The sequence below is a fragment of the Methylobacterium brachiatum genome (assembly GCF_900113845.1).
GTDB classification, from domain to species: domain Bacteria; phylum Pseudomonadota; class Alphaproteobacteria; order Rhizobiales; family Beijerinckiaceae; genus Methylobacterium; species Methylobacterium brachiatum.
The window spans coordinates 57,682-72,187 of the sequence record NZ_FOQW01000019.1 but is presented as its reverse complement, the minus strand read 5'-3'; the positions used below and the strand labels follow the sequence as shown (position 1 = coordinate 72,187).

General features: G+C 68.6%; 15 protein-coding genes and 1 tRNA gene. 10 read left to right on the top strand and 6 right to left on the bottom strand.

From position 1 onward, the window contains the following. Positions 1-21: 21 nt before the first annotated feature. The 6 genes from BMZ47_RS22535 to BMZ47_RS22510 form a co-directional block, all read right to left on the bottom strand. Complete coding sequence (locus BMZ47_RS22535; RefSeq protein ID WP_342029074.1) at positions 22-513, bottom strand: PAS domain-containing protein; 492 nt, start codon at positions 511-513, stop codon at positions 22-24. 329 nt (positions 514-842) lie between these two features. Beyond that, positions 843-1,052, bottom strand: a complete 210-nt coding sequence (locus BMZ47_RS22530; RefSeq protein ID WP_091864281.1) for a hypothetical protein — start codon at positions 1,050-1,052, stop codon at positions 843-845. 134 nt (positions 1,053-1,186) lie between these two features. Further along, the gene (locus tag BMZ47_RS22525) at positions 1,187-2,236 is read right to left on the bottom strand and encodes a ketopantoate reductase family protein (RefSeq protein WP_007568746.1); all 1,050 of its coding nucleotides are present in this window, start codon (positions 2,234-2,236) and stop codon (positions 1,187-1,189) included. 505 nt (positions 2,237-2,741) lie between these two features. Continuing rightward, positions 2,742-2,817 (bottom strand) — tRNA-Phe (locus BMZ47_RS22520). Positions 2,818-2,923: 106 nt separating this feature from the next. Continuing rightward, positions 2,924-3,106, bottom strand: coding sequence for a DNA gyrase inhibitor YacG (locus BMZ47_RS22515; RefSeq protein ID WP_091864318.1), 183 nt, complete (start codon positions 3,104-3,106; stop codon positions 2,924-2,926). A gap of 11 nt (positions 3,107-3,117) precedes the next feature. Further along, a complete protein-coding gene (locus BMZ47_RS22510; protein ID WP_007568742.1) occupies positions 3,118-3,771 on the bottom strand; it encodes a Maf-like protein in 654 nt (217 codons plus the stop codon). 391 nt (positions 3,772-4,162) lie between these two features. Between BMZ47_RS22510 and BMZ47_RS22505 the strand changes: the two genes are divergently transcribed. The 10 genes from BMZ47_RS22505 to BMZ47_RS22460 all read left to right on the top strand — a co-directional run bounded on the left by BMZ47_RS22505 (position 4,163) and on the right by BMZ47_RS22460 (position 14,405). After that, complete coding sequence (locus BMZ47_RS22505; RefSeq protein ID WP_007568740.1) at positions 4,163-4,372, top strand: hypothetical protein; 210 nt, start codon at positions 4,163-4,165, stop codon at positions 4,370-4,372. A gap of 162 nt (positions 4,373-4,534) precedes the next feature. Then, positions 4,535-4,780 (top strand): hypothetical protein, encoded by a 246-nt coding sequence (locus BMZ47_RS22500; RefSeq protein WP_091864280.1) that lies wholly within the window; start codon positions 4,535-4,537, stop codon positions 4,778-4,780. Between the two features lie 77 nt (positions 4,781-4,857). Then, positions 4,858-6,360 (top strand): phosphomannomutase/phosphoglucomutase, encoded by a 1,503-nt coding sequence (locus tag BMZ47_RS22495; RefSeq protein ID WP_091864279.1) that lies wholly within the window; start codon positions 4,858-4,860, stop codon positions 6,358-6,360. A 249-nt stretch (positions 6,361-6,609) separates the two neighbouring features. Further along, positions 6,610-7,818 (top strand): polyhydroxyalkanoate depolymerase, encoded by a 1,209-nt coding sequence (locus BMZ47_RS22490; protein WP_091864317.1) that lies wholly within the window; start codon positions 6,610-6,612, stop codon positions 7,816-7,818. A gap of 130 nt (positions 7,819-7,948) precedes the next feature. Continuing rightward, entirely contained in the window at positions 7,949-10,633 is a 2,685-nt protein-coding gene (locus BMZ47_RS22485; protein WP_091864278.1) for a TIGR02302 family protein, read from the top strand. A 137-nt stretch (positions 10,634-10,770) separates the two neighbouring features. Next, positions 10,771-10,956, top strand: coding sequence for a twin transmembrane helix small protein (locus tag BMZ47_RS22480; RefSeq protein ID WP_007568730.1), 186 nt, complete (start codon positions 10,771-10,773; stop codon positions 10,954-10,956). 177 nt (positions 10,957-11,133) lie between these two features. Then, positions 11,134-11,760, top strand: a complete 627-nt coding sequence (locus BMZ47_RS22475) for an acyloxyacyl hydrolase (RefSeq protein WP_007568728.1) — start codon at positions 11,134-11,136, stop codon at positions 11,758-11,760. Positions 11,761-11,852: 92 nt separating this feature from the next. Then, the gene (locus tag BMZ47_RS22470) at positions 11,853-12,425 is read left to right on the top strand and encodes a cob(I)yrinic acid a,c-diamide adenosyltransferase (protein WP_007568726.1); all 573 of its coding nucleotides are present in this window, start codon (positions 11,853-11,855) and stop codon (positions 12,423-12,425) included. 202 nt (positions 12,426-12,627) lie between these two features. Next, positions 12,628-13,377: an electron transfer flavoprotein subunit beta/FixA family protein gene (locus BMZ47_RS22465; RefSeq protein ID WP_091864277.1), complete on the top strand. Its 750-nt coding sequence runs from the start codon at positions 12,628-12,630 to the stop codon at positions 13,375-13,377. 74 nt (positions 13,378-13,451) lie between these two features. Further along, the gene (locus BMZ47_RS22460; RefSeq protein ID WP_091864276.1) at positions 13,452-14,405 is read left to right on the top strand and encodes an electron transfer flavoprotein subunit alpha/FixB family protein; all 954 of its coding nucleotides are present in this window, start codon (positions 13,452-13,454) and stop codon (positions 14,403-14,405) included. Positions 14,406-14,506: the final 101 nt, after the last annotated feature.

Here is a 14,506-nt window from a genome sequence, read left to right as displayed (position 1 = left end):
GCCGCCCGACGCCCGCCGCCATCAATTCATGTGCGCGCGACGGGTGCGCCGTTCCTGCTCGGCGAGCCTGCGCCCGAGATCGAGCAGCAGCGCTTCGGCGCGCGCCTTGAGCGCGGGATCCTGAAGCTCGCAGATCGCCCGATGCGCCGCCATGGCGAAGTCGGCCGCGCGTTCGAGCGGCGGCTCGGCGCGCAGGTCCGCAACCTCCGCGGGACCGGCCTGCATCTCGCCCATCCGCACGTCGGTGATATCCACGATGATCCCGCTGCCGCTGACCGGCCGCCCCCGGTGATCGAACAGGAAGCGGCCCCGACCCAGCACCCAGCGGGTCACGCCGTCGGCGGAGCGGACCCGATATTCGATCGCGTAGAGACCGCCGTCCCGACCGCCCCGGCGAACCAGCGCGAGGACGCGGTCGCGGTCATCCGGATGAATGCCGTTCACGAAGGTTCCGAGCGGAAGGCCGGCCTCGGCCTCCTCCGGGTCCACGTTGAACAGAAGCGCGACGAACATGTCGGCCTGGATGCAATCGGAGGCTGCATCCCACGACCAGTTGCCGATGACATCCAGCGCGTCGAGGGCACCCTGGAATGCCCCTGATAAAGTTCGATATTCAGGTGACTTCGGTTTAGGCATTGCAGGTCTGGTTCCGGACCGGAATCGATCCTGGTTCAGTTCTTCATATCACAACTTCAAGGATTCGTGCTTCCTAGGTCCGCAACTTTTGCGTGTTTGTAACCGATTTTGTCTGGGCGGATCAGTGCGATACCGGCCCGTACGTCGCCTTGCCCATCGGAGCTTCGCGGACGGGCCGCGCCCGGGTACGGAGCCGCCCACAGAGATCAGCCCGTCCCGGTATTTGGCCGGCCCAACCGCTCGGCCTCCGCGCGCCACGCGTCGCGCTCGGCCTGAACCGACTCGATCCGGGCATGCAGATGACCGGCATCGATCGCCGTCTCCATCAGCATGTCCTGGGCAGCGGCCAACTGGGCGCGCAACTCGGCATTCTCAGTGGCCAGAGCCAGCAGAAGAGCGGCCACGTCATCGCCCATCCATGCGCCTCGCCTCCCGCATTCGAGCGGGCGCATCTACCTGGGCCGGAGCCCGGCCACAACCGTATCCGGCAAACGATCGGGGCCCAGCGGGATCGGGGCCGCGCCGGGCCGCCGATCCGCGCCAGGCGCGATCAGCCCTCGATCACCCGCTCGTCGAGCTTGCGATCGACGATCTGCACCGTGCGGTCGATCTCGGCATCCGGCGTGCCGAGTTGATGCGAGATCAGCTTCACCAGGAGGTCGACGCGCTCGATGAATGGGGTGCCGTTCGCTACGGCGCGCGCAGCCGAGGAGGGCTTGAGCAGGCTTTCTGCGGCCTTGGCGTATTTCTCGAACGGCACTTGATCCTGCGGGTCCGCGCCCAGACGCCGGGCGATGCCGTCCACATGCTCGTAGATGGCCCGCGACTTGGCCAGATCGCCGTGCACCGCGTCGCGGATCGATTGCGGCTCCTGCGGGGTGATGCAGCGATAATTGCCGGTGAGCAGCATCGACCATTTCGCGAGCGGGACGAACAGCGAGTCGAACACCTTGAGCTTCACAGGCACGTCCTGGCCGTCGAGGCGGACGGCGTCGATATCGGCCTCCAGCTCGCGCAGCAGGCGGTTATGCGCCTCGTCCGCGAAGGTCGCGGCCTTGAAGTTCGTCGGGAGGCCGACATGGAGCACGTTCGCGCCCTCCTCCGGCGGCCGGAAGGCCTGCGGATCGGGCGAGCAGAGCGAGACCAGGCCGGGCTCGAACCGGTCCCAGACGCCGGCATTGGTGTAGGCGTCCTCGAGATCCATCGCCGCCAGCGCCGGGATCCGCTTGAGATAGGGCAGCGGCGGCATGTTCATGATCGACAGGCACGGCAGCTTCGCCGCCGCGATCTTGATCATCAGCACCCGGATCGTGTGGTTGTTGTACTGCGGCTCCTGCATGGCGAGGCCGACCAGATCGTAGCGCGACGGGTCGATATCCTCGGGCGGCGCGGCGTCCAGGGTGCCGGGCAGGTCGCGTGACAGGATCGAGCGGTGGTTCGGCTCGTCCCGCAGCTTGATGCGGACCTCCGTCCCCTCCTGGTTGATCAGATCGGCGGTCTTGCGGCGGCAGACCAGGGTCACGTTGTGACCGGCCATCAGGAGCTTCGTCGCCAGCAGGGAGCCGTACGAGGCTCCCAGGATCAGGATGTTGCGCGGCATGTTTCGGCTCCCACAAGTCGTCTTCGTTTTATCGGCTGCGCGCCCGTATGGCGTACGGGTTCAGGCTGTCCGCATGCCGGCTCCGGCCATGTCCTTGGCAGGGTAACGAAGCTTGTCCTGGGATGCCACTCGGTTGGTATACCAAAAAATTTGTCGGCATCCGTGAGTCGGATTTGCGTCGGGCGACCGCTGGCGCCGGATCTCAGCTTGGATAATCGATTAGGTCGGACCGTTTCGCCGCAATGGGCGCCCCATCGCCGACACCCGTCGCCTGCCGTTCAATCCGTGACAGGCAGGAGGACGCATCAGTGGCGCTGGGACGCATGAAAGGCCCGCGCCGATGCCATCGAAGCCTGGGTTGAGCGCGTAACGTGCCTCTCGATCGATTGCTTATCGAAAGACGTGTTGGGACAGCCCAAACGCAGCACATCGGCTACGCCGTTCTGATCGTTCCACCAAGGTCGCGGATTTTCAGTTCAGCACCATCGACCGCTTAGCGGGATGATGGTGCCCAGGGGCGGAATCGAACCACCGACACTGCGATTTTCAGTCGCATGCTCTACCAACTGAGCTACCTGGGCGACGTCCGCGCCGCCGTGGGCCTCGGACGCCGCGGGGTATAGTAGGGAGTTTGCGGCCTGTCCAGCCTTGCCGTGACATCGGCATGACGCCGGCAGCGGAAAATTTTTAGCGCTCCGGATCCGGTTCCGGAGGCGGCGCATCGGGATCGAGTTCCTCCGGGATCGCGTAGCGCTCGTTCAGCCAGCGGCCGAGGTCGACATCGGCGCATCGCTGCGAGCAGAAGGGCCGGAACTCGTCCGTTGACGGCTTCCGGCAGATCGGACAGGCGGGGCGGCGCTCGCGGCTCACGGGCGCGTCGCTCACGCCAGGCTGCCCCAGCCCGCACGGACGGGGTAGCCCTCGCCGTCGAGCAGGCTCATGGTCTCGTAGAGCGGCAGGCCGACCACCGCGCTGTACGAGCCGACGAGCTTCACCACGAAGGCGCCGGCCAGGCCCTGGATCGCGTAGCCGCCGGCCTTGCCGCGCCATTCGCCCGAGGCGAGGTAACCCTGGATGTCGCGGCCGGAGAGGCGCTTGAAGCGCACGCGGGTCTCGACGATCCGCTCCCGGCGGCCGTTCGGCGACAGCAGGCAGATCGCGGTGAACACCCGGTGCGGACGCCCCGACAGCAGGCGCAGGCAATCGGCCGCCTCGTCCGGCCCCTCGGCCTTGGGCAGGACCCGCCGCCCGACCGCCACTACCGTGTCGGCCGCCAGCAGCCAGGTCGGGATCTTCTGGTCCTGATGGTGAAGTGCGGCCTCGGCGGCGGCGAGCTTGGTGCGCGCAAGGCGACGGGCCAGCTCCCGCGGCGGCTCGGCCTTGCGCGGCGTCTCGTCGATATCGGCCGGCAGAAGCGAATCCGGCTCGATGCCGATCTGCTGCAGCAGCGCCAGGCGGCGGGGCGAGCCGGAGGCCAGCACGAACCGGGTGGTCGGCCCCTGCGTCGCCCCGATCGCTTCAGGTGTCGCGTCCATGATGTTCCGCTCGCACGTTAGGCGGAGAGCGATACCGGTCGGCCGGGCCCGCGCCGCAGCGCGGATGATCGCGCGAAGGGGCGGCGCATCCCTCTTCCGCCGGGACCGTCTCGATCTCCCCCGCCTGATAAGGGATGGGGTCGGGCTTGTGAACCGGACGGATCGGCGCCCGGCATGACTCGCGATGACCGGACTTTATCGTGGCGAATAGCACCAAGATAAGGGTTCATGGCAACCACCGCTGTCGAGGACTTCCGCTGCAGCGTCACATCTATCCGCCGAAGGCTTTGTTTGGCCGGCTCAAGAATATGGCAAGGTTTCGCCGCGGTTCGTAACCGGACATTAACCAAACCGGCGGGAGTGTACCGGCACCGAAACGGGGTCGAAACCGATGCTCAACGCTGATCCGCTCGTGGCACGCCCGAAGCTCGTGAGCGCGGCGCTGCTCGCGCAGGCGCTCGACGGCCTGAGGCCGCAGGTCCGGTCCTCGGCGGAGATGTGGCGCGCGCTGACGGATCACTACGTCGTCGACCTGGACGATGTCGCGGCTCTCCTCCCGGCGATCGAGCCGGAGACGCAATGGCTTCCGACCCGGGACTGAGCCCGGCGAAATCACTTTCTTCTGTGCTATCCGCCGCGGCTGGCACGCCGCATGCACTTGGACTTCGGAACAGGCGAGGAAACACCCAGGCAACGACAACGCGGCGGCTCGGACGCCAGAGCACCCCGCGGACCTTTCGATCCATCGAAGCCGAGGTCCGTCATGTCCGACTTGCTGTCCGTTGCCCTGGTCTGTGCCGGCACCCTGCTGGCGCAGGATTGCTCCCGCGACACCGCCCTCGACATCATCGTCTCGCCCGCGCACTCGCCGATGGAGTGCCTGATGCACGCCCAGATTCTGGCGGCCCAGGCGGGCCTGCCCGGCGGCGGCGACCGCTACCTCAAGATCGCCTGCGAGCCTCGCCGGACCGAGGCCACGCCGGTCCCGTCGCTGCGCCGCGCCTCGTGAGGCGGGCAGAGCTTCCCCCGGGACGGATGTTTCGCTAGGGCCAGGGTAGATCTGAGGTCGTAGCGGAGCAAGACGCGATGTTTCCCAAGCCTGAAGCGGACCTGGTGCCGAACACCTTCGCGTTCGAGCAGCTGCCGCTGGTCAAGCCGACGGGCTTCCGCGAATACGATGCGCGCTGGCTGTTCCCGCAGGACATCAACCTGATGGGCGTCCAGGCGCTCGGCCTCGGCATCGGCACGCTCGTGCACGAGATGGGCGTGCGCCCCGACATCGTCACGGGCCACGATTTCCGCAGCTACTCCTCCTCGATCAAGCTGGCGCTGATCGCCGGCATGCAGGCGGCGGGGCTGCGGGTGAAGGATATCGGCCTGGCGCTGTCGCCGATGGCGTATTTCGGCCAGTTCGCCCTGGACTGCCCGTGCGTGGCCATGGTCACGGCCTCGCACAACGACAACGGCTGGACCGGCGTGAAGATGGGCGCCAACCGCCCGATGACCTTCGGGCCCGAGGAGATGACCCGGCTCAAGGAGATTGTGCTCGGCGGGACCTACCAGTACCGCGACGGCGGCGCCTACGAGTTCGTCGAGGGGTTCGCCGAGACCTACCTGAAGGACCTGAAGTCCCGGGCAAAGCCGCTGACCCGCAAGCTGAAGGTCGTGGCCGCCTGCGGCAACGGCACGGCCGGCGCCTTCGCGCCGCGCCTGCTGGAGGCGCTCGGCGTCGAGGTCGTGCCGCTGGACGTCGACCCCGATTACACCTTCCCGCGCTACAATCCGAACCCGGAAGACATGGAGATGCTCCACGCCATCGCGCACGCGGTGAAGGAGCACGGCGCCGATGTCGGCCTGGGCTTCGACGGCGACGGCGACCGCTGCGGCGTGGTGGACAACGAGGGCGAGGAGATCTTCGCCGACAAGATCGGCGTGATGCTGGCGCGCGACCTCGGCAAGCTCCATCCGGGCTCCACCTTCGTGGTCGATGTGAAGTCCACCGGGCTCTACCACACCGACCCCGAGCTGCAGGCCCAGGCGATCAAGACCGATTACTGGAAGACCGGCCACAGCTACATCAAGCGGCGGGTGAACGAGCTCGGCGCGCTGGCGGGCTTCGAGAAGTCCGGGCACTTCTTCTTCAACGAGCCGATCGGGCGCGGCTACGATGACGGCCTGCTCACCGCCATCGCGGTGCTGGAGATGCTGGACCGCAACCCCGGCCGGTCCATGGCCGACCTCTACCGCGCCCTGCCGAAGACCTGGGGCTCGCCGACCATGTCGCCCCATTGCGCCGACGACGTGAAGTACGGCGTGGTCGAGACCGTGACCGAGCGGTTCAAGGCCATGAAGGCCGCGGGCGAGCGGATCGCCGGTTCGAAGATCGTCGATCTCGTCACCGTGAACGGCGTACGCATCACCACCGAAGACGGGACCTGGGGCCTGGTGCGTGCCTCGTCCAACAAGCCCGAGCTGGTCGTGGTGATCGAGAGCCCGGCCTCGGAGGCGCGCCTGCACGCGATGTTCAAGGCGGTCGACGCGGTCCTGCGCGAGAATACCGAGGTCGGCGCTTACAACCAGACGATCTGAGCCAGCTCACTTCCGAAACCAGCCCCCGCGCGCCGGCCTCGCCGCGCGCGGGGCGCCAATTTAGAATTGGTGCATCAAAGCCACGGCCTTCGCTTTCCGATCGGCTTGCAACCTTTGGACAGTTGCGGCCTCCGGGCGGCGGGCAGATGCTCTCCGGCCATGCTGATGCAGTCCCCATCCCGGCATCCGCCCGAGTTTGCCGTCCCGATCGCCCGCGTGTCGGGCCGGGCGCCCGCGAGTGCCCGCCCGATGCTGTACGATGCGTTCGACCTCCAGACCGACCTCGCCGCCCAGACCCGGGCCTGGGGTCGGATGCTGAACGACGCCTGGTCGCCCTGGATCCGCTGGAGCGAGCCCGCCCGGTGGATGTCGGCCAATGCCCGCATGATGATGCGCGCCGGACTGACCTTCGCGCGGCCCGCCTACGGGATCGAAGCGGTCGACGTCGGCAACCGAAGCGTGCCGGTCCGCGAGGAGGCCGTCGAAGTCACGCCGTTCGGCACCCTGCTCCACTTCAAGAAGGACATCCACACCGAGCAGCCCAAGGTGCTGATGGTCGCGCCGCTGTCGGGCCATTTCGCCACGCTGCTGCGCGCCACCGTGCGCACGATGCTGCCCGACCACGACGTCTACATCACCGACTGGCACAACGCCCGGGACATCCCGGTCTCGGCGGGCCGGTTCGGCTTCGACGAGTACGTCGCCCACCTGGTCCAGTTCCTCCAGACCATGGGCGAGGGCTCGCACGTGGTCGCCGTCTGCCAGCCGGCCGTGCAGGCGCTGGTCGCCGCTGCCGTCATGGCACAGGCGAAGGATGCGGCGGCGCCGCGCAGCATGACCCTGATGGCCGGGCCGGTGGATTGCCGGATCAACCCGACCGGCGTGAACGAGCTCGCGACCTCGAAGCCGATCGAATGGTTCGAGAAGAACCTGATCGCCACGGTCCCGGCCCGGCACAAGGGCGCCGGCCGCCGGGTCTATCCGGGCTTCGTGCAGGTCTCGGCGTTCATGTCCATGAACACGAAGCGCCACGTCCAGGGCCATACCGACCTGTTCTGGCACATGGCCAACGGCGAGGACTCCAAGGCAGAGGCGATCGAGACGTTCTACGACGAGTATTTCGCCGTCCTCGATCTCGCGGCCGAGTTCTACCTGGAAACGGTCAAGACGGTGTTCCAGGACTACACCCTCGCCAAGAACGAGCTCCGCTACCGCGGCGCGCCGATCGACCTCGGAGCGATCCGCCGCACGGCGCTGATGACCGTCGAGGGCGAGCGCGACGACATCTGCGCCCCCGGCCAGACCATGGCGGCCCACGACCTCTGCACCGGGCTCGCGCCGTATATGCGGACCCACCACCTCCAGGCCGGCGTCGGCCATTACGGCGTCTTCGCCGGCAAGCGCTGGGAGACGCAGATCTACCCGCAGGTGCGCAACTTCATCCAGGCGCATAACTGATTGGCGGCCCCGGTCGCGCCGATTTGACCCGCCGACCGGCGCGGCCCACCATGCTAGCCTCTGATCGTCGGAGCCCGGATCCCCCCGGTTGCCGGCGGCCTATCCTTTGGCATGAGGCGGAACGGTCGGCGTGATCGACAGGGACGGCTTCGGCAACGACACCGGCGCGACCGGCACCGACACGGGACAGGCGGCCGCCGCGCGGCTGGACCGGCTCGTGGCCCAGGCAAGGGCGGCATCCCTGTGGGAACAGGCCTGGCCGGTGCTCTGGCGCGGTCTCGGCGTCCTGCTGCTGTTCCTCGCGTTGTCCTGGGCCGGGCTGTGGCTCGATCTCGCCCCGCTCTGGCGCCAGATCGGGTTGGCCGTCCTGGCGATCCTGCTGGTCGTCGCGCTCCTGCCCCTCATCCATCTCGCCCGACCGGACCGCCGGGTCGCCCTGGCCCGGCTCGACCGGGAGGCGGCCGCGCGCGATCCGGCGCTCCGTCACGGGCCGGCTTCGGCGGCGCAGGATTCGCTGGCGGTCGGCGCCGCGGATCCGGGCAGCCGGACCCTCTGGGCGCTGCACCAGCGCCGGGCCGCCCACGCGGTGGCGGCCCTCAAGGTCGGGCTGCCGCGCCCCGGCATGACCCGGCGCGACCCCTACGCCCTGCGCGCCGGGATCGTCGTCGCCGCGGTCGCGAGCCTGTTCGTGGCCGGCCCCGAATGGCGCGAGCGGATCGGAGCCGCGTTCGACTGGCACGAAGCGGTCGCGCCGGGGCCGAACTTCCGGGTGGACGGCTGGATCGATCCGCCGCTCTACACGCGGCTGCCGCCGCTTCTGATCGCCATGGATGGCAGCGACCAGCACCTGCGGGCGCCGGTCAACGCGCAGCTGATCGTGCGCATCGCCGGCCAGGGCAGAGCGGCAGCGAACACGACCCTGACGCCGGTTGCCGGGCTCACGCCGATCCCCGGGCAGGAGGAGCGGCCGGACCTGCGCGAGGAGCGCTACCGGATCGTCGGCGGCGCCGAATTAGTGATCGTCACGCCGGCCGGTCGCCAGAAGCTGACCGTCGAGGCGATCCCGGACCGGCCGCCCGAGGTGACGGCCGTCGGCGGTCCCGAGGTGAACGGCCGCGGCACCTTCAACCTCACATATCGGGCCAAGGACGATTACGGCATCAGCTCCGCCGAGGGCGTGATCGAGCCGCTGAAAGCCGGGCGCTCGCTGGCGCCGATCCCGCGGATCAACCTGGCGCTGCCGGCCGACGCCTCCGGCGAGACCGACACCAAGACCCTGGTCGATCTGACCGACAGCCCGTGGTCGGGTGCGCGGGTGCGCTACCAGATCGTCGTCAAGGACGAGGCCGGCCAGGAGGGACGCACGAAGGACACCGAGATCACGCTGCCGGCCCGTCCGTTCCGGGATCCCCTGGCACGCGCGCTCGCGGAGGATCGCCGCCGCCTCGTCACGGCGCCCGATTCCGACCGGCTCTGGGTGCAGGGCGCCCTCGATGCGCTCCTCGTCGCGCCCGACATGTTCACGCCGCAGCCGCCGGTGTTCCTCGGTCTCAGGACCGCCACGGAGCGCCTGCGCAAGGCCAAGACCGATGCCGACCTGATCGATGTCGCCGACCTTCTCTGGGAGATGGCGCTCAAGATCGAGGACGGGGACCTGTCGGATGCCGAGAAGCAGCTGCGGCAGGCGCAGGACCGGTTGAAGGAGGCGATCGAGCGCAATGCGCCCGACGACGAGATCAAGCGGTTGACCCAGGACCTCAAGCAGGCGCTGGACAAGTTCCTGTCGCAGATGGCCGAGAAGCAGAAAAGCCAGCCGCGCGATCCGGGCGAGAAGGGCCAGACCAACCAGTCATCGAAGACGGTCACGCCCGAGGATCTCGACCAGATGATTCAGGACATGGCCGAGGCGATGAAGCGCGGCGACACCGCCGAGGCGCAGCGCCTGATGGAGCAGCTGCGCAATATCCTGGAGAACCTGCAGACCGCGGAGAAGGGCGGCAAATCCGATCAGGCCAGCCGCGAGATGCAGAAGCAGATGCGCGACCTCGACGCGATGACGCGCGAACAGCAGGGCCTGCGCGACGAGACCTACAAGGACGGGCAGGAGCCGCGCGGCAGCCAGCGTCCGTCCAATCGCGGCCAGCAGCAACAGGGCCAGCAGGGCAACCGCGGGCAGCAGGGCCGTCCGCAGCAGGGCCAGGGCAAGCAAGGTCAGGGACAACAGGGCCAAGGTCAACAGGGCCAAGGCCAGCAAGGACAGGGGCAGCGCGGCCAGGGCCAACAGGGCCAAGGCCAACAGGGCCAAGGCCAGCAGGGCGATGTCGGCGACCGCCAGCAGGCGCTCCGCCAGCGCCTGGAGGATCTCGAACAGCGCATGAAGGAGAACGGCATGCGCGGCGAGCAGGGCCTCTCCGACGCCGAGGACGCCATGCGCGAGGCCGAGAACGCGCTCAAACAGGGCGATGCCGACGAGGCGGTCGATGCCCAGGGCCGCGCGCTGGAAGGGCTCAAGAAGGGCGCCGAGGGCATGGCGCAGCAGATGCAGGAGATGGCCGAGGGCCAGGGCGAAGGCCAGCAGGATGGCGGCCAGCAACCGGGGCAGCAGGGTCAGGCCGGCACCCGCGACGACGACCCGCTGGGCCGTCCGACCAAGGGCCGCGACATGAGCGACGGCCGCGTCCGGGTCCCGACCGCGGACGAATCCGCCGTCCAGCGCGCGCGGCGCATCATGGAGGAGCTGCGGCGCAAGCTCGGCGACCCCACCCGGCCGCGGGAGGAACTCGACTATTTCGAGCGCCTGCTCCGGCGCAATTGAGGTCGCGCCCTATCTCCCTCGAACGCCCGCGGGCGCCGACCCGGATTTCTCTCGGCAGCCCGCGTTGAACGCCACTCGTCTCGCCAAGCGGCGGCGCCCCGGTTCCCGGCGCCCGCCGGGTTCGGATCCCGCCTCCCATGTCGTCCAATCTGCTCGTTCTCGTCGCCTGCGCGGCGGTCGCCGTGGTTCTGGTGTTCGGCCTCGCCAACATGATGCGGGGCGGCAACGCCAACCTCTCCCAGAAGCTCATGCGCCTGCGGGTGCTGCTGCAATTCGTGGCGATCCTGATCATCATGGGCGTCGTCTGGTGGCGCTCGGCCTGAGGGTCGTGCCCCGCGGCGATAAGTCGGCAACCATCGCGCGCGAGAACGCGCCGGTGTGACCGTGCCGCCGCACCGCTTACCTTTTGCGGGGGAGCGGGATGAATTGGCCGGCGGCTGGAGCGAGGCCCGTGCTACGGTCGGTTGAGCCAGACCGACTTGCCTAACCGGCCGAGCCCCATGATTGCCGCCTTCCGTCTCTGCACCGCCAGCCTCATCATCGGTGCGGCGATCCTGCCGGCCTTCGCGGCCGATGCGCCTCTGCGGCCGGTGGCCTACGCGGCACCGGCCCAGCCGCTCAGCATCGTCTCGGAGGTGCGCATCGGCGGTTCCGTGCAGGATCCCGGCAGCGCCGAGGGCAAGCTCCCGGGCTTCAGCAAGGCCAACGTCAACGGCGAGATCCTGTTCGCCAAGCCGCAGGTCAGCGCCGATCCGTTCTGGCAGGCCTTCGTGCCGCGCCCGACGGTGGGCGGCAGCTACAACACCGGCGGCCGGACCAGCTACGCCTATCTCGGCGCCACCTGGACCGTCGACCTGTTCCCCGAGACCTTCGGCCGGCGCGTGTTCCTCGACGGCTTCTTCGGCGGCGTCGCCCATAACGGCTATACCGGGCCCAAGGCGCAGACGCCCTACGGCTTCAACACCCTGGGCTGCTCGCCGATGTTCCGCGAGGCGGCGGCACTCGGCTACCGCCTGACCGAGCATTGGAGCGTCATGGCGACCGTCGAGCACATGTCGAATGCCGGGCTCTGCGCGAACAACCGCGGCCTGACCAATTTCGGCGGCAAGATCGGTTACACGTTCTAAGATCGCGACCGATTGCGCCGCCAGCGGAAGGGCTCTACGCCCTACCGTTCACGGACCCGCCGGCGTGGCGGCCGTTTCGAGGCGCAGCTCCCGTGGTCAAGCTCAACCGGATCTACACACGCACCGGCGACAAGGGCACCACCGCGTTGGCGGATGGGCAGCGCCGGTCGAAGGCCGACCTGCGGGTCGACACCTACGGCACGGTCGACGAGACCAATGCCTGCATCGGCATGGTCCGCCTGCATACGGAGGGCGCCCTCGACCGGATGCTCGGGGCGATCCAGAACGACCTGTTCGATCTCGGCGCCGACCTCGCCACCCCGCCGAGCCCGGAGCCCCTGCCCTACGAGCCGCTGCGCATCGTCGCCAGCCAGGTCGAGCGGCTGGAGCGCGACATCGACGCCCTGAACGCGACGATCCCGCCGCTGAAATCCTTCGTCCTGCCCGGCGGGTCCCCGGCCTCCGCGGCGCTCCACCTCGCCCGGACCGTCTGCCGGCGCGCCGAGCGCCTGGCGGTCAGCCTCGCCGACCGGGAGGACGAGATCGTCTCGCCGGAGGCGATCCAGTACCTGAACCGCCTCTCCGACTTCCTGTTCGTGGCGAGCCGGACCGCGAATGCCGACGGGGCCGACGACGTGCTCTGGGTGCCGGGCGCCAATCGCTGACCCGAATCGCCCAGTGCGGCGATGAAGACTGCGTGAGCCCGACGAAGCCTTTCCCGGGACGCTCGACGACGCCGCGTTGACAAGGCGGAAATGTGGCCGTTACGGTCCGCCCGCTTTGCGTGCCTGCCCAGCCTGAGCGCCGAACGCGCGAGGGACCGGCGGGTCCGACGACAAGAATCCCCGGGGAAGGATCGAGACCGCCATGAAGGTGCTGGTGCCCGTCAAGCGGGTGGTAGACTACAACGTCAAGATCCGCGTGAAAGCCGATGGCTCCGGGGTCGAGCTCGCCAACGTCAAGATGTCGATGAACCCCTTCGACGAGATCGCCGTCGAGGAGGCGATCCGCTTGAAGGAGAAGGGCACCGTCACCGAGATCGTGGCCGTCTCGATCGGCCCGCAGCAGGCGCAGGAAACCCTGCGCACCGCGCTCGCCATGGGCGCCGACCGGGCGATCCTCGTCAAGACCGACGTGACTTGCGAGCCCCTGGCCGTGGCCAAGCTCCTGAAGGCCGTGGTCGAGAAGGAAACGCCCCAGCTCGTGATCCTGGGCAAGCAGGCGATCGACGACGATTCCAACCAGACCGGCCAGATGCTGGGCGCGTTGCTCGGCTGGCCGCAGGGCACCTTCGCGTACAAGATCGAGCCGGGCGACGGCAGCATCGACGTGACCCGCGAGGTCGATGGCGGGCTCCAGACCCTGAGCCTGAAGCTGCCGGCGATCGTCACAACCGATCTGCGCCTCAACGAGCCGCGCTACGCCTCCCTGCCGAACATCATGAAGGCGAAGAAGAAGCCGCTCGAGGAGCTGAGCCCCGAGGGTCTCGGCGTCGACGTGACCCCGCGGCTCAAGGTGCTCAAGACCTCCGAGCCGCCGGGACGTTCCGCGGGCGTCAAGGTCGGGTCGGCGGCCGAACTCGTGCAGAAGCTCAAGGTCGAAGCCGGCGTCATCTGATTCTTTCCTGAGCTGGGCCGCGTTCCCGTCGAGACGGTCGAGCGCGGCCAGCCGCAACCGAGGTTCACGCGCACATGACGACTCTCCTCTTCGTCGAGCACGGCAACGGCCAGATCAAGGACGGTACGCTGAAGGCGCTGACCGCCGCCAAGGCTATCGGCGCGCCGGTCCACGCCCTCGTGCTGGGCAGCGGCTCGAAGCCGGTGGCCGAGTCGGCGGCCAAGCTCGACGGCGTCGAGAAGGTCCTGAACGCCGAGGACGCGGCCTACGACCACGACCTCGCCGAGCCGGTGGCGGCGCTGATCGCGTCGATCGCCGGGCCCTACGACATCATCATCGCCTCGGCCTCGACCACGGGCAAGAACGTCCTGCCGCGGGTGGCCGCCCTGCTCGACGTCGCGCAGGTCTCGGACATCATCAAGGTCGTGGCGCCCGACACGTTCGAGCGGCCGATCTACGCGGGCAACGCCATCCAGACCGTCCAGATCCCCGCCGGCAAGACCGTGATCACGGTCCGCACCGCGGCGTTCAAGGCAGCCGAAGAGGGCGGTGCGGCCGCTCCCATCGAAGCCGTCTCGGCTGCGGCGCCGGAAGCCGGCGGCTCGACCTTCAAGGGCGAGGAGATCGCCAAGTCCGACCGGCCGGAGCTGGCCTCGGCCCGGATCATCGTCTCGGGTGGCCGTTCGCTCGGTTCCTCGGAGAAATTCCACGCCCTGATCGAGCCGCTTGCGGACGTCCTGGGCGCGGCGGTCGGCGCCTCGCGGGCCGCGGTCGATGCCGGCTACGCGCCGAACGACTGGCAGGTCGGCCAGACCGGCAAGGTCGTGGCGCCCGATCTCTACGTGGCGGTCGGCATCTCCGGGGCGATCCAGCACCTCGCCGGGATGAAGGATTCGAAAGTCATCGTCGCCATCAACAAGGACGAGGATGCGCCGATCTTCCAGGTCGCGGATTACGGCCTGGTCGGAGACCTATTCCAGGTTGTGCCAGATCTGCAGTCGGAGATCGGGAAGGCGAAGGGCCAGTAACGACAAGGCTGGCCTGGCCGGGTTCACCGGGCCAGCATTGTCGCCGCAGGCGTTTCCGCGGGTTCCTTCTGCGAACAAGAATGGTCTAGAAGTCTGGGACG